Origin of the sequence: Caulobacter sp. BE264 (assembly GCF_031457805.1) — a bacterium.
GTDB lineage: Bacteria > Pseudomonadota > Alphaproteobacteria > Caulobacterales > Caulobacteraceae > Caulobacter.
On record NZ_JAVDXI010000003.1, the window covers coordinates 259713 to 276230 of the forward strand.

Annotated in this window: 21 protein-coding genes; 13 read left to right on the forward strand and 8 right to left on the reverse strand. The window is 67.1% G+C overall.

Annotation, left to right across the window (positions count from 1 at the left end; all coding sequences use genetic code 11):
• Positions 1–8: 8 nt before the first annotated feature.
• Positions 9–485, reverse strand: a complete 477-nt coding sequence (locus tag J2X45_RS09540) for a DUF2244 domain-containing protein (RefSeq protein WP_310214034.1) — start codon at positions 483–485, stop codon at positions 9–11.
• A 63-nt stretch (positions 486–548) separates the two neighbouring features.
• Here J2X45_RS09540 and nth point away from each other — a divergent pair, with 63 nt between their 5' ends.
• Positions 549–1274 (forward strand): endonuclease III, encoded by a 726-nt coding sequence (gene nth / locus J2X45_RS09545; RefSeq protein WP_310214035.1) that lies wholly within the window; start codon positions 549–551, stop codon positions 1272–1274.
• Positions 1275–1401: 127 nt separating this feature from the next.
• On the opposite strand, the gene J2X45_RS09550 is transcribed toward nth, so the two are convergent.
• Positions 1402–2259, reverse strand: coding sequence for a transporter (locus tag J2X45_RS09550; RefSeq protein WP_310214037.1), 858 nt, complete (start codon positions 2257–2259; stop codon positions 1402–1404).
• Positions 2260–2403: 144 nt separating this feature from the next.
• Here J2X45_RS09550 and J2X45_RS09555 point away from each other — a divergent pair, with 144 nt between their 5' ends.
• The 6 genes from J2X45_RS09555 to J2X45_RS09580 are packed head-to-tail and all read left to right on the forward strand — an operon-like array spanning position 2404 to position 6473.
• Complete coding sequence (locus J2X45_RS09555; RefSeq protein WP_310214039.1) at positions 2404–3393, forward strand: adenosine kinase; 990 nt, start codon at positions 2404–2406, stop codon at positions 3391–3393.
• Between the two features lie 8 nt (positions 3394–3401).
• On the forward strand, positions 3402–3992 hold the full coding sequence (hisB, locus tag J2X45_RS09560; protein WP_310214041.1) for an imidazoleglycerol-phosphate dehydratase HisB: 591 nt from the start codon (positions 3402–3404) through the stop codon (positions 3990–3992).
• Between the two features lie 12 nt (positions 3993–4004).
• Positions 4005–4646 carry an imidazole glycerol phosphate synthase subunit HisH gene (hisH, locus tag J2X45_RS09565; RefSeq protein ID WP_310214043.1) on the forward strand — a complete coding sequence of 214 codons (642 nt, stop codon included), beginning with the start codon at positions 4005–4007 and terminating at the stop codon, positions 4644–4646.
• A complete protein-coding gene (hisA, locus tag J2X45_RS09570) occupies positions 4634–5368 on the forward strand; it encodes a 1-(5-phosphoribosyl)-5-[(5-phosphoribosylamino)methylideneamino]imidazole-4-carboxamide isomerase (RefSeq protein ID WP_310214046.1) in 735 nt (244 codons plus the stop codon). Before hisH ends, hisA begins: the two co-directional genes overlap by 13 nt.
• Positions 5368–6150: an imidazole glycerol phosphate synthase subunit HisF gene (hisF, locus tag J2X45_RS09575; protein ID WP_310214047.1), complete on the forward strand. Its 783-nt coding sequence runs from the start codon at positions 5368–5370 to the stop codon at positions 6148–6150. The genes hisA and hisF overlap by 1 nt, the downstream gene beginning before the upstream one ends.
• Positions 6147–6473, forward strand: coding sequence for a phosphoribosyl-ATP diphosphatase (locus J2X45_RS09580; RefSeq protein ID WP_310214048.1), 327 nt, complete (start codon positions 6147–6149; stop codon positions 6471–6473). The genes hisF and J2X45_RS09580 overlap by 4 nt, the downstream gene beginning before the upstream one ends.
• Here the strand turns inward: J2X45_RS09580 and J2X45_RS09585 are convergent.
• From J2X45_RS09585 to timA, 3 genes are read right to left on the reverse strand one after another with little or no spacing between them, the layout of a single operon-like run.
• On the reverse strand, positions 6470–7039 hold the full coding sequence (locus J2X45_RS09585; protein WP_310214050.1) for a Smr/MutS family protein: 570 nt from the start codon (positions 7037–7039) through the stop codon (positions 6470–6472). The two genes, J2X45_RS09580 and J2X45_RS09585, sit on opposite strands and share 4 nt — an antisense overlap.
• 1 nt (position 7040) lies before the next feature.
• Complete coding sequence (locus J2X45_RS09590; RefSeq protein WP_310214051.1) at positions 7041–8222, reverse strand: MltA domain-containing protein; 1182 nt, start codon at positions 8220–8222, stop codon at positions 7041–7043.
• Complete coding sequence (gene timA / locus J2X45_RS09595; protein WP_310214409.1) at positions 8222–8824, reverse strand: TIM44-related membrane protein TimA; 603 nt, start codon at positions 8822–8824, stop codon at positions 8222–8224. The genes J2X45_RS09590 and timA overlap by 1 nt, the downstream gene beginning before the upstream one ends.
• A 145-nt stretch (positions 8825–8969) precedes the next feature.
• Here timA and secB point away from each other — a divergent pair, with 145 nt between their 5' ends.
• Positions 8970–9461 (forward strand): protein-export chaperone SecB, encoded by a 492-nt coding sequence (gene secB, locus J2X45_RS09600; RefSeq protein ID WP_310214052.1) that lies wholly within the window; start codon positions 8970–8972, stop codon positions 9459–9461.
• A gap of 64 nt (positions 9462–9525) precedes the next feature.
• On the opposite strand, the gene J2X45_RS09605 is transcribed toward secB, so the two are convergent.
• Entirely contained in the window at positions 9526–10212 is a 687-nt protein-coding gene (locus J2X45_RS09605; protein ID WP_024266002.1) for a response regulator transcription factor, read from the reverse strand.
• Between the two features lie 73 nt (positions 10213–10285).
• On the opposite strand from J2X45_RS09605, the gene J2X45_RS09610 reads away from it, so the two are divergent.
• Positions 10286–10795 (forward strand): L,D-transpeptidase family protein, encoded by a 510-nt coding sequence (locus tag J2X45_RS09610; RefSeq protein WP_310214054.1) that lies wholly within the window; start codon positions 10286–10288, stop codon positions 10793–10795.
• Here the strand turns inward: J2X45_RS09610 and J2X45_RS09615 are convergent.
• The gene (locus tag J2X45_RS09615) at positions 10792–11445 is read right to left on the reverse strand and encodes a YggS family pyridoxal phosphate-dependent enzyme (protein ID WP_310214057.1); all 654 of its coding nucleotides are present in this window, start codon (positions 11443–11445) and stop codon (positions 10792–10794) included. The genes J2X45_RS09610 and J2X45_RS09615 overlap by 4 nt on opposite strands.
• 13 nt (positions 11446–11458) lie before the next feature.
• Between J2X45_RS09615 and J2X45_RS09620 the strand changes: the two genes are divergently transcribed.
• Complete coding sequence (locus tag J2X45_RS09620) at positions 11459–12079, forward strand: thiamine phosphate synthase (RefSeq protein WP_310214059.1); 621 nt, start codon at positions 11459–11461, stop codon at positions 12077–12079.
• Positions 12080–12086: 7 nt separating this feature from the next.
• Here J2X45_RS09620 and J2X45_RS09625 read toward each other — a convergent pair whose 3' ends face one another.
• Entirely contained in the window at positions 12087–12497 is a 411-nt protein-coding gene (locus J2X45_RS09625; RefSeq protein ID WP_310214062.1) for an NtrZ family periplasmic regulatory protein, read from the reverse strand.
• A 253-nt stretch (positions 12498–12750) separates the two neighbouring features.
• On the opposite strand from J2X45_RS09625, the gene J2X45_RS09630 reads away from it, so the two are divergent.
• The 3 genes from J2X45_RS09630 to lptE all read left to right on the forward strand — a co-directional run bounded on the left by J2X45_RS09630 (position 12751) and on the right by lptE (position 16513).
• A complete protein-coding gene (locus J2X45_RS09630; protein ID WP_310214064.1) occupies positions 12751–13278 on the forward strand; it encodes a DUF3576 domain-containing protein in 528 nt (175 codons plus the stop codon).
• 137 nt (positions 13279–13415) lie between these two features.
• On the forward strand, positions 13416–16001 hold the full coding sequence (gene leuS / locus J2X45_RS09635; RefSeq protein WP_310214065.1) for a leucine--tRNA ligase: 2586 nt from the start codon (positions 13416–13418) through the stop codon (positions 15999–16001).
• An 11-nt stretch (positions 16002–16012) separates the two neighbouring features.
• A complete protein-coding gene (lptE, locus tag J2X45_RS09640) occupies positions 16013–16513 on the forward strand; it encodes an LPS assembly lipoprotein LptE (protein WP_310214067.1) in 501 nt (166 codons plus the stop codon).
• Positions 16514–16518 lie beyond the last annotated feature (5 nt).

A 16518-nucleotide genomic window follows, 5' to 3' on the forward strand; every position in this document is an offset into this window, starting at 1 on the left:
TGCGGCGGTCACGACCAGCGCTCGCTGCGGGCCGCGCGGATCGCGTCCTTCAGTGCATCGGCGAGCTCCGCGCGCTGATCCGGGCCGAGCGCGCGGGCAAGGGTCAAACGCTTGCGATGGATCATCAAACGAACCCGCACGTCGTGCTCTCCGGGATGGTCGAGGTCCACACGGGTAAAGGCCGTCGGCGAGGTCCAGACCGTACGCGCGCCCTTCTCGTCCTCGCGGCTGACCGTCACGGCCTCGGCGGTGACCTGAATCCGCTCGACCCGTCTTGCGGCCCGTTCGCTGGCGCGCAAGGCGATCCACAGCGCCAGGACGTCTAGCCCCAGGAACGGCAGAACCGGCGGCGCGCGGACCACGACCAGAAAGATCGCCACCAGCACGTTGAACGCCATCACGACGGCCAACAGCACCGCGCCGCCCTGCGGGCTCAGCGAGCGATGGGGGGCGATCACCCGGTCCATGTAGATCGGCTTGGCCATGGCGGGAATTTAGGTCTCCGGCGCGCTCTTGGCGAGCGGAGTCACCCACGGCATGGTCGCCCCATGGTCAAAACTCCCCGCAAAGCCGCTTCGGTCAGCAAGACGCCGGTCCGGAAGGCCGCCAAGAAACCCGTCAAACGCCTGTCGCCGGCCCAGCGCGAACGCGTCGCCATCCTGTTCGATAGGTTCGAGGGCCTCGACCTGCATCCCAAGACCGAGCTGAACTATTCCAACCCCTATGAGCTGGTCACGGCCGTCGCCCTGTCGGCCCAGGCCACCGATGTTCAGGTCAACAAGGCCACCGGCCCGCTGTTCCAGGTCGCCAACAGCGCCGAGGCGATGCTGGCGCTCGGGGAAGAGGGGCTGATCAAGTACATCGCCTCGATCGGCCTGTTCCGCAGCAAGGCCAAGAACGTCATCGCCGCCGCCCGGATCATCATGGACAAGCATGGCGGCCAGGTTCCGCTGAACCGTGAGGATCTTGAGGCCCTGCCCGGCGTTGGCCGCAAGACCGCCAGCGTGGTGCTGAACGAACTGGACATCGAACCCGCCATCGCCGTCGACACCCACGTCTTCCGGGTCTCGCACCGCCTGAAGCTGTCGGCCGGCAAGACCCCGGACGCGGTCGAACAGGACCTGATGCGGGTGGTTCCTCCGCCCTACCAGACCCGCGCCCACCACTGGCTGATCCTGCACGGCCGCTATGTCTGCGTGGCGAGGAAGCCCAAGTGCGAGGTGTGCAAGATCAGCGACCTGTGTCCGTCGCGGGAGCTGTTCCTGGGGGCGTGAGCCCAAAAATCCTCTCCGTGTGGGAGAGGTGTCGGCGCAGCCGACGGAGAGGGGGGAGGCCAGGTCAGGACAACTTCCCCCTCCGGTCACTCCGCGACCACCTCCCCCGCTAGGGGGAGGATTTATCTCATCCCATCGCCCGCATCACCGCCGCCGCGAAGGCCGCGCCCTGGTCGTGGGCGTGTTCCAGGAAGAGGTCAGGTTCGATGACCTCAAGCTCCATCAGCTGGGGCGTGTGGTCGAGGCCCCGGATCAGATCAACGCGGGCATAGGTCAGAGGCGGTGCGGCGGCTTCCAGCACCATGGCGGCCGCGCGCAGGGCTTCGGGCTCGGGCGCGACCTCGCTGACCCGGCCGCCGAACTGCGGCTGGACGCGGAAATCACCGTCGACGGCGACCTTGGCGACGGCATGGCTGAACCGGCCGTCGAAGAAGAACAGCGAGAGCTCCCCCTCCTCGCCCACCGCCGGCAGGAACGGCTGGATCAGCGCCGGACCGGTCGGGCCGCCGTCCAGCGAGCCTCGACGCTTCACCCGGATGGTCTCGTGCGAACCGGCCGAGACCTGCGGCTTGACCACCACCTCGTCGACCCCGAAGGCGTCGAAGGCAGCCTCAACCGCTTCGGATGTCAGTCGGTCGTGCGCGTGGGTCGGCACAACGGGCGCGCCCTTTGATGCCAGCTCGACCAGATAGGTCTTCGTGGTGTTCCAGCGCAGCACCGACGGCGGGTTCACCATCCGCACGCCCTTCGCCTCGAAGGCGTCGAGCTGCGCGAACCAGTCGGCCTGCCGGGCATGATAACCCCAGGCGAGGGATGGCATGACCAGGCGCGCCTGGCTCGGTGCGACCGGATCGGTCCAGGGCTGAGCCTCGACCGTCAAACCGTGGGCGCGAAGCGGCGCGGCCAGGCGTTCGAACAGGGTCGACCAGCTGTCGCCGTAGCGATGCTCGTCGCGGGCGGGCACCAGGAGCAGGACGTCGACCATCGGTTTACCCATGCTTGCTAGAAGAGCGCAGCTAGGATGTCGCGGGCCTTTGGGCAACCCTCGCGTTGCCACGGCCGACCACATCCTTTAATCGCAACGCTGCTTGGACCTTCGGTCCTGTTCTTTCAAAGGTTTTTCCGTCCCATGACCGCGCTCTACGACGTCGCCGCCATCGGCAACGCCATCGTCGACGTCATCGCCCAGTGCGACGACGCCTTCCTCGAGCGCGAGGGCCTGGTGAAGGGCTCGATGGCCCTGATCGATCCGGGCCGAGCCGCCAGCCTGTACGACGTGATGTCGGCGGCGATCGAAGCGTCGGGCGGCAGCGCCGCCAACACGGTGGCCGGCGTCGCCAGCTTCGGCGGCAAGGCCGCCTTCCTGGGCAAGGTGGCGGACGACCAGCTGGGTCGGGTGTTCCGCCACGACATGAACGCCATCGGCTGCGTGTTCACAACGCCCCCGCTGGCGGAGGGTCCGGCGACGGCCCAGAGCCTGATCAATGTCACGCCGGACGCCCAGCGCACGATGTCGACCTATCTGGGCGCCTGCGTCGAGCTGAACCCGGCTGATGTCGATCCAGAGATCATCGAGGCCGCCCAAATCTCCTATCTGGAAGGCTATCTGTTCGACCCGCCCGAAGCGCGCCGCGCCTTCGCCAAGGCGGCCGCCCTGGCCCACGGCGCGGGCCGCAAGATCGCCCTGACCCTATCGGACAGCTTCGTCGTCGATCGCCACCGCGGGGCCCTGCTGGGCTTTGTCGAAACCCAGTGCGACATCGTCTTCGCCAACGCCGCCGAAGTCTGCGCCCTGTTCGAGACCGACAATTTCGACGCCGCCGTGAAGGCCTTGGCTGAACGCTGCGAGATCGCCGCCGTCACCCGCAGCGAAAAGGGCTCGGTCGTCGCCGCGAACGGGCAGTTGCACGAAATCTCGGCCTACCCCGTGGAAAAAGTCGTGGACACGACCGGCGCGGGCGACCAATACGCGGCGGGTTTCCTCTTCGGCCTTTCCCACGGCCGTCCTCTGCCTATCTGTGGCCAGCTGGGCAGCCTGGCGGCCGCCGAGGTGATCGACCACTACGGTCCGCGCCCGCAGGTCTCCCTGCGCCAGCTGGCCGAAAAGAACGGACTTTAGAGCTTAAGATGGCCCGCACCGCTGAAGTGGTCCGCGAGACGAAGGAGACCCAGATCCGGGTCTGGATCGATCTCGACGGGACCGGCGTCTCGACGATCGCCACCGGCATCGGTTTCTACGACCATATGCTGGAAAGCTTCGCGCGCCATGGCGGCTTCGACCTGAAGGTCGAGACCAAGGGCGATCTGCACATCGACATGCACCACACGGTCGAGGACACCGGCATCGTTTTGGGTCAGGCGATCCACAAGGCGCTGGATGGCTTCAAGGGCATCCGACGCTTCGGATCGGCCTACATCCCGATGGACGAGACCCTGACCCGCTGCGCCATCGACCTGTCGAACCGGCCGTATCTGATCTGGAAGGTCGAGTTCAAGCGGCCCAAGGTCGGCGAGATGGACACCGAGCTCTTCAAGGAGTTCCACCACGCGTTCGCCATGAACAGCGGGGCGTGCGTCCATCTGGAGACCCTGTACGGCGACAACACCCACCATGTCGCCGAAAGCGGCTTCAAGGCCCTCGCCCGGGCGCTGCGTCAGGCGGTCGAGATCGACCCCAAGACCGGCGGCCAGGCTCCGTCCACCAAGGGCGTGCTGTAGGAACCTGATTTCATGCAGACCGTCGCCCTGATCGATTACGGGTCGGGCAACCTGCGTTCGGCCGAGAAGGCCCTGCGTGAGGCGGCCCGACGCCGCGCGCTGGACGCCGACATCGTTGTCACCGCCGACCCCGACCTTGTCGCCAGGGCCGATCGCGTCTTCCTGCCCGGCGTTGGGGCCTTCGCCTCGTGCCGTGCGGGCCTGGACGCCACCGGCGTCTATGAGGCGATGAACCAGGCCGTCCATGGACGGGGCGTCCCGTTCATGGGCATCTGCGTCGGCCACCAGCTTCTGGCCACCGAAGGCCTGGAGTTCGGTGTAACCCCGGGCTTGGACTGGATCTCCGGCCAGGTGAAAAAGCTTGAGCCGAACGACCCATCGCTGACCATCCCGCACATGGGCTGGAACGCGATCAGCTTCCTGCGCGCCCATGCCCTCTTCGCGGGCATCGAGGACGGCGCCCACATGTATTTCGCCAACTCGTTCGCCCTGACGGCTTCCCATGTGGAAGATGTCGTCGCGACCGCCGATCACGGCGGACCGTTCACGGCCGCTGTGGCCAAGGACAATGTCGCAGGCGTACAGTTCCACCCCGAAAAATCACAAGCTTCAGGGCTCGCCCTGCTCGCCAACTTCCTGGAATGGCGCCCATGATCCTCTATCCGGCCATCGACCTGAAGGACGGCCAGTGCGTGCGCCTGCTGCATGGCGACATGGACAAGGCCACGGTCTTCAACACCTCACCCGCCGATCAGGCCCAGCGCTTCGTCCAGGACGGCTTTTCCTGGCTGCACGTCGTCGACCTGAACGGCGCGATCGAGGGCAAGTCGGTCAACACCGCCGCCGTCGAACAGATCCTGGAATCGATCTCTATCCCGGTGCAGCTGGGCGGCGGCATCCGCACGCTGGAAGGCGTCGAGGCCTGGATCGAGGCGGGTGTCTCGCGCGTGATCCTCGGCACCGTGGCCGTGCACGATCCTGAACTGGTCAAGAAGGCCGCCCGCCTGTGGCCCGAGCAGATCGCCGTGGCGGTCGACGTGCGCGACGGCAAGGTCGCGGTCGACGGCTGGACGGGCCTCTCGGACATCGACGCCATCACCCTGGGCAAGCGCTTCGAGGATGCGGGCGTCGCAGCCCTCATCGTCACCGACATCAGCCGCGACGGCGCCCTGACCGGCGTCAATGTCGAGGGCGTGGGCGAGCTGGCTGACGCCGTCTCGATCCCCGTGATCGCTTCAGGCGGCGTCGCCGCCGTGGCGGACATCGAGCGCCTGAAGGCCCGCAAGGGCGTCGAGATCGCCGGCGCGATCCTGGGCCGTTCGCTCTACGCCGGCACCATCAAGCCGTCCGAAGCCCTGATCGCGGCGGCCGCCTGATGCTGAAGACCCGGATCATTCCCTGCCTCGACGTGAAGGACGGGCGGGTGGTCAAGGGGGTCAACTTCGTCTCCCTGCGCGACGCCGGCGATCCGGTGGAGCAGGCCCGCGCCTATGACGCCGCCGGCGCCGACGAGCTGATGTTCCTGGACATCACCGCCTCCAGCGAGGGCCGGGGCCTGATCCTGGACGTCATCTCGCGCACCGCGGAGGTTTGCTTCATGCCCGTCTCCGTGGGCGGCGGCGTGCGGCAGGTGTCGGACATGCGCCGCCTCCTGCTGGCTGGCGCTGACAAGGTGTCGGTCAACACCGCCGCCGTCGAAAACCCCGACCTGATCGCCGGCGGCGCCGACGCCTTCGGGGCCCAGTGCGTGGTCGTGGCTATCGACGCCAAGGCGCGCGAGGACGGCTCGGGCTGGAACGTCTGGACCTATGGCGGTCGCAAGGACACCGGCATCGACGTGGTCGAATGGGCCGCCAAGGTCGTCGAGCGCGGCGCGGGCGAGATCCTGCTGACCTCGATGGACCGCGACGGCGCCAAGATCGGCTACGATATCCCGCTGCTGAAGGCCGTGACGGCCGAGGTCACCGTGCCGGTGATCGCCTCGGGCGGAGCCGGCAAGACCGAGCACCTCGTGGAAGCCGCCCGCGACGGCCACGCCGCCGCCGTGCTGGCCGCCTCGATCTTCCACTTCGGTGAGATCTCGATCGGCGAGGCCAAGCAGGCCATGGCTGACGCCGGCATCCCGGTGCGCCTGGACGCTCTGAAGGGGGCCGCATGAGCCAGCGCCTGACCGACGTCCTGCAACGCCTCTCCGCGACCATCGAGGCCCGCAAGGGCGGCGATCCGTCGGTGTCCTACACGGCGAAGCTCCTGAACGACCCGGCCCTCGCCGCCAAGAAGCTCGGCGAAGAAGCCGTCGAGACGGTGATCGCCGCCGTGGCGCAAGGCCCGGACGCTCTGGCCGCCGAAAGCGCCGACCTGCTCTACCACTGGCTGGCTCTGATGGCCGCTTCCGGCGTCTCCCTGGACGCCGTGGCCGAGAAGCTGGAGGCCCGCGAAGGCACCTCCGGCATCACCGAGAAGGCGTCGCGAAAGGGCTAAACCCGCCGTTTCAGCGCCACGTACAGCGCGCCCTCGCCGCCGTGGCGGCGGTCGGCGGTGGAGACGCCGGCGACCATCTCGCGCAGGGACGGGTCGGTCAGCCATTCCGGCGTCCGGGTGCGCAGGACCCCCTGCCCCACCTTGCCCTTGCCGGTGATGACCAGAACCGCCCGATGGCCCTGGCTGAACGAGCGACGGATGAAGGCCTCAAGCGTGGCGCGGGCCTGGTCCTGATCCAGGCCGTGCATGTCCAGCCGCGCGCCGATCGGGTCGCGCTCCTTGACGATCCGCAGCTTGCGATTGGGCTCGATGTGGCCCGCCGGGCCCTTCATCGGCTTGGGCGCGGCCGGCTTCAGGTCCTCGGGATGCAGCCGCAGCGGCGCGATCGAGGCCAGGCGCGTGGGCGGCTCGGCCGGCAGGGCGGTGTCGGCCTTCAGCGAAGGCCGGATCCGCGCCTTGCTGCGCATCTTCTCGGGCTTGACCGGCGCGCGCGGGGTCACGGTCGAGGCGACCAGCCGCCAAAGGCGCTTGTCGTCTTCCGGTCCGGGCGGTGGCTTCTTGCTCACGCTAAGGGTTCGGCGCGAGCCGATAGAGGCGCAGGGTATGGCGCACGCGACCGGCCTCGACGCCGGCGGCGGCGCCTGAGCCCATATAGAGATCGGCCCGCACCTGGCCCTTGATCGCGCCGCCGGTGTCCAGCGCCGTCACCGCCCGTCGATAGACCGGGAAGGCGCCAGCCAGTTTCGGCGCCGCGGCGTCCAGCCAATAGAAGCCGCCATAGGCGTGATGGCCAGGATCGACGGCGATCGCGCGGCCCGGCAGCAGGGCCACGCCGGCGGCCCCGGCAGGCTCCTTGCCGTCGTCGGGGACAGTGCGGAAGAACACATAGCGCGGGTTCAGCCGCATGATCGCATCGGCTTCGGGACCCCGATGCTCGGCCAACCAGGCCCGGATGGACTCGGCTGAGGTATTGTTGTCGGCGAGCAGACCCTTGTCGCGCATGGCGATCGCGATGCCGACGAACGGCTTGCCGTTCGTGCCGGCGAACACAGCGCGGACCCGGCGACCGTCCGGCAGCACCAGAATGCCCGAACCTTGGATCTGCAGGAAGAACAGCTCCTCCGGCCGCATCCAGGCCAAGGGCTTGTCGGTGGGTGCGGCCTCGATCTCAGCCCGGTCAGGATAGGGAACGAAGGTCGAGCCCTCGACATGGCCGGTGATCTTCTTGCCGATCAGAGCCGGCTCGAAGGGTCCGAGATCCAGCACCACCAGGTCGGCGGGCAGGCCGCGCAGGGGCGCGCTGAATTCGGCGTTGCGCGACATCCGCGCCTCGTACTGGGGCGCGAAATAGGCCGTCAGCAGGCCGTCCTCGCCCGCCCCGTCGCCGCCGACGGGTTCGATCCGGAAATTGGCCTCGATGAACGCCCGGGCGCCAGAGCGGTCAAGGTCCTTTGCGGCCCTGGACAACCCGCATGCGCGTGCCACGGCCGGATCCTTCGACACGCCACAGCCGACGCGGAAGGCGTCCAGCGCCGCAAGATGGTCCTCCTGCGCCCAGCCGGCGAGTTTCTCGAACGACAACCCGGACGGCGCAGGGTCTTGCGGGACGGGCGGCGCAGTGGGCGGAGGCGTCAGAGTCGGGGCGGGCGAGGCGGCCGCCGGGGGCGTTGCGGGCGTGCTGGCGCACGCGCTGAGCAGCAACGCCGCCAGGGCCAGCGGCGCCAAAGGAGAAAGGGACAAACGGATCATCAGGCCTCAGCGGCGGCCACGAACGAGAGGTTCCAGTTCGGGTCGGTGCTCTTGACCTCGCGCTCGAACGTCCAGAGTTCGGCGGTGCGGCGGTCATCGACACCCTCGCCGCGCTCGTCCTTGGTGCGGGTGCGAACTTCCGCCAGGATGCGCACCACCGCCTTGGCGGTGTCGCCCACCACATCGACGCGCTCGAGGTCAACGCGCGGCGGCGTCAGGAACTCGACCTTCTCAGTGCGGCCAGCCGCTTCGCGGGCGGCCATGGCGCGCTCGAAGTTATCCATCACGTCCGGCGCCAGCAGCGGCTTGAGCGTCTCGCGATCGCCTTCGGCGTAGGCCTTGACGATCTGCTCATAGGCGGCGCGGGCCCCCGTCAGGAAGCGGCTCGGATCAAAGTCGGGTTGGCGCGCCTTGAGGGTGGCCACGCCCTCGGCTTGCAGGATCGGGTCTACCGGCGCTGATGCGGCGCCCGACGTCGCGGTCACAGCGACGTCTTCGGGTTGCCGGCCGACGCGACGCCCCAGGGTCGCGTACAGCTGGTAGAGGACAATGGCGGCCACGGCGGCAAGGAACAGGATCTGGAACACGTCGGGGTCCGGCAGCGGGCTTTGGGCCCTGGAGATAGTATCTATATAGGTGAGACAGGTTCGCCCGTCAGGCGCCTGACGTTGCGCCAGACCAACCCTCATGGTAGCAGCGCCCACCTTTCTTTTGGCGTTCTAGCCGCCGATTACGGATTTTATCCTAATGACCGACACCACCGCCCCCGAGGCGACCCCGGACGGCGCCGAGGCCGGCCAAGCGGGCATCCGCATCCTGGCTCAGTTCGTTCGCGACTTCTCGTTCGAGAACCCGCTGGCCCCCGACGCCTTGCGCGCCGGCGGCGCCCAACCCGCGATCGACATGGGTGTCGAAATGAACGCCCGCGGCCGCGCTGATGGCCTGTTCGAAGTGGACCTGAAGCTTTCGGCGCGCGCCGAACGCGAAGGCCAGGCCGTGTTCCACGTCGAAGTGGTCTATGGCGGCCTGTTCCACATCGCCGGCATCCCAGAGCAAGACCTGGAGCCGGTGCTGCTGATCGAGTGCCCGCGCTTCCTGTTCCCCTACGCCCGTCGTCTGATCTCGGACGTGACCGCGGAGGGTGGTTTCCCGCCCTTCCTCATCGATCCGATCGACTTCGCCGGCGTCTACGCGGCGCGCAAGGCCCAGGCCGAAGGTCAAGTGGTTGGCAACGCGTAAGACACGCGCCGTTTCCAGAACGAAAGAGGCCCAGTCGTCACCGACTGGGCCTTTTGTTTTTCGGCTACGGCTGCAACCGGTAGCCACCCATTTCGGTGATCAGGATGCGCGCCACAGTGGGATCGGGTTCGATCTTCTGACGGAGGCGGTAGACGTGCGTCTCCAGCGTGTGGGTCGTGACCCCGGCGTTATAGCCCCACACCTCGGTCAGCAGCTCCTCGCGTGACACGGGCTTGGAGCCCGCGCGATAGAGGTATTTGAGGATATTGGTTTCCTTCTCGGTCAACCGCACCTTTTTCTGCTTCTCGTCGACCAGAAGCTTGGCGGACGGGCGGAACTCGTAGGGACCGATACGGAACAGCGCGTCTTCCGAAGCCTCATAGCTGCGCAACTGGGCGCGGATGCGGGCCAGCAGCACGCCGAAGCGGAAGGGCTTGGTCACATAGTCGTTGGCGCCGGACTCCAGGCCCAGGATCGTGTCGCTGTCGCTGGCGGCCGCCGTCAGCATGATCACCGGCGCGGTCACGCCGTTCTTGCGCATCAGGCGGCAGGCCTCGCGGCCGTCCATATCGGGCAGATCGACGTCCAGCAGGATCAGGTCTGGCTTGAGCTCGCGCGACAGCTTCACGCCCTCGCCCGCGCTGGAGGCCTCATTGACCGCAAACTCTTCGTGCAGGGCCAGCTGTTCCGCCAGCGCTCCGCGCAGGTCGTCGTCGTCGTCGATCAGGAGAAGCGTCTTGCGTTGCGCCATGCGCCGGAACATGCACCGCTGCGCCCCCCGGGGACAACCCCGCGCGCGGCCTTAAGTCGAGGAGTCGCCGCTTATGCTGTTTCGAGCCCACGCCGACGGTCGTTTCGAGCTGGATGGGCGCATGGTGCGCTGTGCGGTCGGCAAGGCCGGCGCGATCGCCGCCGATGAAAAGCGCGAGGGCGACAACCAGAGCCCAATCGGCGTCTGGGCCATGCGCGAGGTCTGGTATCGACCCGATGTCTATCCTGAAGGCCCGAAGACAGCCCTGCCCATCCGCGCCACGCGGCCGGACGACGGCTGGTGCGACGCCCCTGGCGACCCGAATTATAACCGCCCAGTCAGCCTGCCCTATCCGGCCAGCGCCGAGCGGATGTGGCGCGACGATCATGTCTACGATCTGGTCGTGATCCTCGGATACAACGACGATCCGCCGGTTGCAGGGATGGGTTCGGCGATCTTCATGCACCTGGCCCGCGACGGTTATCCAGGCACGGAGGGCTGCGTAGCGCTGGCCCGCGCCGATCTGGAGGGGATTCTGGCGGCGGCGCGGCCAGGTGATGCGGTCGAGATTATGGCGGACTAGCCGTAGTTTCGGCTTCCGAAGAGCGCCGAGCCTACGCGCACCGAGGTGGCCCCTTGCGCGATGGCGATCTCGAAATCGTCGCTCATGCCCATGGAGAGCTTGTCGAGGCCATTCCTCGCGGCGATTGCGGCGAGGTTGGCGAAATACGGTGCGGGATCCTGGTCGAAGGGCGGGATGCACATCAGGCCCTCAATCGTCAGGCCGTAGGTCGCTCGACACGCGGCGATGAAATCATCCGCCTCGCTTGGCGCGACGCCGGCTTTCTGCGGCTCCTCGCCGATATTGACCTGGACGTAGAGGCGCGGCGCCTTGCCTGCGCGCTGGATCTCATCAGCCATGACACGGGCCAGCTTTTCCCGATCGAGCGTTTCGATGACATCGAAGAACCCGACCGCCTCGCGGGCCTTGTTGGTTTGCAGCGGACCGATCAGCCGCAGCTCCAGAGCCTCCCGACGGTCACCCCATCGCTCGATCGCCTCCTGAACGCGGTTCTCGCCGAACACTTTCTGTCCCGCGTCGAGCACGGGCGCGATATGGTTCCAGGGCTGGGTCTTGGACACCGCCACCAGGGTCACGCTTCCCGCCGGACGACCGGCGCGCATCTCGGCGGCGGCGATGCGGGCGCGAATCTCGACGAGCGCTTTCGACATGAGGGGACGAGCCTTGAACGGTGTGAGCGAACTGGAAGCTCTCTCTAGTGCGGCCCGCGCCCTTTCGCCAAGAATCGTGCGAGGCGCCGCGCTGCCGCGGCTGCTGTTCTTCACCGATCCGGCGCGCGTTCCGGACCCCGAAGCCGTTGCGCAACGTCTTCCAGAAGGCTCGGGGATCGTGTTTCGGGCTTTTGGCGCAAGCGACGCCGTCGAACAGGGGCGCCGCCTGCGCGACATCGCCACCCAGCATCGGCTGACCTTGTTGGTTGGGGCGTCCGCTAGTCTGGCCGAGGGCGTGGGCGCTGACGGAGTCCATCTGCCCGAGCGAATGGTCGCGAGCCTTCCGCGACTACGGGCCGAGCACCCCCGCTATTTGATCACGGCGGCAGCCCACGATCTGGCGGCGGTGCGGAACGCTGGGCGCTGCGGAGCGGATGCGACTGTGGTTTCGCCGGTCTTCGCCAGCAACAGTCCCTCGGCAGGCGAACCTCTAGGAGTTGATGGACTGGCGATGCTGATGAGGGCCACCGCGCTGCCTGTTTATGCGCTGGGTGGGATAAGCGCCAAAACTGTCGACCAGTTAGCGGGCGCAGGCGTCGCGGGAATCGCGGCGGTCGAAGGGTTGGCGGGCTGAGACCGATCTAGAACTTGAAGGCCGTTTCCAGGCGCACGCGCGGCGCCGGATCGGCTTGCTGGGCCTTGCGCGCAGCGAGCGCCGGATTGGTCTCGCCCAGACTGACGGCGCCACCAACGCGAATGGACGGCGTGACCTTGAAGTAGGCGCCCGCCTTGACGTCCTGCAGTTCCATTTCACGGCTGGAGGGCTGGTCGAGGTCGAGCTTCAGGCCCCAACGACCCTTCTTGGCGTCCCACCGCAGGGTGCGCTTGTCATCCCGCGGATACTGGACGCCCGAGGCGGCGCTGGTGAAGTCGTTCTTGACGGTGAAATCGGGGGCGACCGCGTGCGGCTTGGCCTGAGCGAACGCCGTCGCGGCCGATCCCGTCAGGATCAGCGCGGCAGTCCCCGCCAAGAAGAAACGCTTCGCGACCATCGCTACTCGCCGCCTATACTCAGTTGTCCCCACCCGCTCCATGTAGGATCAGGCCCCTTGCTTAGCGATTACAGGCCTCGCTGGAACGCGGTCAACCGGCGTTTGGTCGCACGGGGTCGTACAATCGACGATTCAATCGACTCCTGTGGCGGTGAGGTCACGCGATTCCTGTTTTGAGGCGGCGCTGCCATGGTATAGACCGGCTCCCGGCCGCGGGGGCGCGCCTGGACGCGCGAACAGCGTCGGCGAGACATTGGAGCGAGGTACTATGGCGTTTGAGCGTGGGTCTGTGATGCGCGGCGTCGCCGCGGGCGTCCTGGCTCTGTCGGTGCTGGGCGTTTCGGCCTGCGCCAGCGACAAGGCCCCAAAGACGTTCTCCACGCAGAGCGATGAACCGGGATTCAACCCGTTCAAGCGTCTGGGCGGCGGCGCCAAGGCCCCGGCCACCGAAGGTTCGATTGGCGTCAACGGTTATCTGTGGCGCGCGAGCCTGGATACGCTGGCGTTCATGCCGCTGGCCTCGGCGGACCCCTACGGCGGCGTCATTGTCACCGACTGGTATGTGAACCCCGAGACCCCCGCCGAGCGCTTCAAGGCCACGGTCTATATCCTGGACACGCGACTGCGCGCTGACGGTCTGAACGTGACCGTGTTCAAGCAGACTAAGGATATCAACGGAGCCTGGGTCGACGCACCGGTCTCCGACCAGACGGCCGCTGATATTGAGAACGCGATCCTGACGCGCGCGCGCCAGCTTCGACTTTCGAACATCAAGGGCTAAGGCCCGTTCGGGTCCTGGCCTTCAGGCTGGGACCCGCTTCATCTCCGATTTTCCGCGCGCCTGGACCGCGAAACCGCTTATGACATCGCGGACGCTCCTTCCGGGCGCGCTTTCCGCCGATCAAGACCTGGTTTCCGATGGCCCGCTACAATCCCAAAGACACCGAACCCAAATGGCGTGAAGCCTGGGCGAAGGCCGACGTCTTCAAGACCGGCGAAATCAACGACGGCCGTCCGAAATACTACGTGCTCGAGATGTTCCCGTACCCTTCGGGCCGCATCCATATGGGCCACGTCCGCAACTACGCCATGGGCGACGTGGTGGCCCGCTATAAGCGCGCCCAGGGCTTCAACGTTCTGCACCCGATGGGCTGGGACGCCTTTGGCATGCCGGCCGAGAACGCGGCGATGGAACGCGGCGTCCACCCCAAGGGCTGGACCTACGACAATATCGCCGCCATGCGCGAGCAGCTGAAGTCCCTGGGCATCTCGGTCGACTGGTCGCGCGAGTTCGCCACCTGCGACCCGGAGTACTACGGCAAGCAGCAAGCTTGGTTCCTGCGCCTGCTGAAGCGCGGCCTGGTCTATCGCAAGGAAGCCTCGGTCAACTGGGATCCGGTCGATATGACCGTCCTGGCCAACGAACAGGTCATCGACGGCAAGGGCTGGCGCTCGGGCGCCACGGTCGAGAAGCGCAAGCTGACTCAGTGGTTCCTGCGTATCACCGACTACGCTGACGCCCTGATCGACGGACTGAAAACCTTGGACCGCTGGCCCGACAAGGTTCGCCTGATGCAGGAGAACTGGATTGGCCGCTCCAAGGGGCTGCGCTTCAAGTTCCAGTTCGATGGTGAGGCGCCCGACGGACTGGCCGAGGGGCTGGAGGTCTACACCACACGTCCCGACACCCTGTTCGGCGCCAGCTTCGTCGGCATCGCCCCGGAGCATCCGCTGGCCGAGCAGCTGGCGGTCGAGAACCCGCAGATCCAGCAGTTCATCGCCGACTGCCGCAAGGGAGGCACCTCGGAAGCCGAGATCGAGAGCGCCGAAAAGCTGGGCTACGACACCGGCCTGCGGGTGAAACACCCGCTGGACCCGTCGATCACCCTGCCGGTCTGGATCGCCAACTTCATCCTGATGGACTACGGCACGGGCGCGATCTTCGCCTGCCCGGCCCACGACCAGCGCGACCTCGATTTCGCCCGCAAGTACGACCTGCCCGTCCTGCCTGTGGTGCTGCCGAACGGCGAGGATCCGGCGACCTTCACGGTCGGCAAAGAGGCCTATGTCGGACCCGGCAAGATCTTCAATTCGAAGTTCTTGGATGGTCTGGACGTTGAGGCGGCCAAGGCCGAGGCCGTGGCGCGGATCGAAGCGGCTGGCCAGGGCCAGGGCGCGACGGTCTATCGCCTGCGCGACTGGGGCGTCTCACGCCAGCGCTACTGGGGCTGCCCGATCCCGGTGATCCACTGCCAGGCCTGCGGCGTCGTACCGGTGCCGGAAGAGCAGCTGCCCGTGGCTCTGCCTGAGGACGTCACCTTCGACAAGCCGGGCAACCCGCTGCTGCGTCACCCGACCTGGCGGCACACCACCTGCCCGTACTGCGGCGGAGCGGCCGAGCGTGAAACCGATACGCTGGACACCTTCATCGACTCCAGCTGGTACTTCGCCCGCTTCGCGGACACCCAGGCCGCCGAGCCGGTCGGGAAAGAAGCCGCCGATCACTGGATGCCGGTCGATCAGTATATCGGCGGCGTCGAGCACGCGATCCTGCACCTGCTGTACGCGCGTTTCATCACCCGCGCCCTGAAGGACGAGGGTTTGCTCTCGGTTGAAGAGCCCTTCGCGGGCCTGTTCACCCAGGGGATGGTCACTCACGAGGCCTACAAGAACGTGGGCGGCGAGTGGGTGGAGCCGTCGGACGTGGTCATTACGACCGAAGGCAATGTGCGTACGGCGAAGCACGCCAAGACCGGCGCGCCGATCATCATCGGCGACATCGAAAAGATGTCGAAGTCTAAGAAGAACGTCGTCGCCCCAGAGGACATCTTCGAAGCCTATGGCGTCGACAGCGCTCGCCTGTTCGTGATGAGCGACAGCCCGCCCGAGCGCGATGTCCAGTGGACCAATTCCGGCGTGGAGGGCAGCTGGCGCTTCACGCACCGTCTGTGGAACGAGTTCGACAGCCAGCCTGCCGGCGACTTCGCCCATGACGCCTCGGACGAAACGGCCATGGCTTTGCGCAAGGCGGCGCACAAGCTGATCGGCTTCGTCACCGACAGCATCGAGGGCTTCCGCTTCAACAGCGGCGTGGCGCGCCTCTACGAATTCCTGAACACCTTGAGGGCCGCACCGGCCGAAGGCGCTTCGGAGGCCGTTCTGGCCGCGCGCGCTGAGGCGTTGAACATCCTCGCGCGCCTGGTGGCCCCCTTCACGCCCCACCTCGCCGAGGAAGCTTGGGCGCGCATCGGCGGCGAGGGCATGGTCGTTAACGCGCCCTGGCCCAAGGCCGACCCCGAACTCGCCGCTGATGATGAACGGGTCCTGCCGATCCAGATCAACGGCAAGCGCCGTGGCGAGATCAAGGTCAAGGCGGGCGCGGCGGAGGATGAGGTTCAGAAAATCGCTCTGGCGGATCCCAACGTCATGGCCCACCTTGAGGGCCTGACGGTTCGCAAGGTGATCGTGGTCAAGGACCGTATCGTCAATATCGTGGCCAATTGAGACCCCAAGCGATGAAGCGCACCCTGGCGGCGGCCGGCCTGGCCCTTTCGACAATGGCTCTGTCGGCCTGCGCCGGCTTCACGCCCCTGTACGGCCGTCCTGGCGTCGAGGGCGGGCTCTCGAGCATTGAGACGGTCGCCGCCGAGGGGCGCGGCGGTTACCTGTTGCGCGAGCAACTCGACGACGCCCTGGCGCACCGTCCCGGTTCTGCGGCCGCCTACAAGCTCTATTTCTCGGTCAATGAGCAGCGCTTCGCCCGCGGTGTCCGCCTGGACAATGTCGCCAACCGCTACGAGCTGCGCATGAGCGTCGACTGGCGGCTTCTCGACGCCAAGACCGGCGGCGAGGTTCACAAGGGCCGCACGGACGTGTCTGTGACCTACGACTCGGCTGACCAACCCTATGCCGCCATCGCCGCCCAGCAGGACGGCCAAGAGCGCGCCGCCGCCGAAGCCGCGCGTAAGATCCAGCTGGATCTCGCCACCTGGCTGGCGGGAAAGAAGCCGGCCTAAGCCCT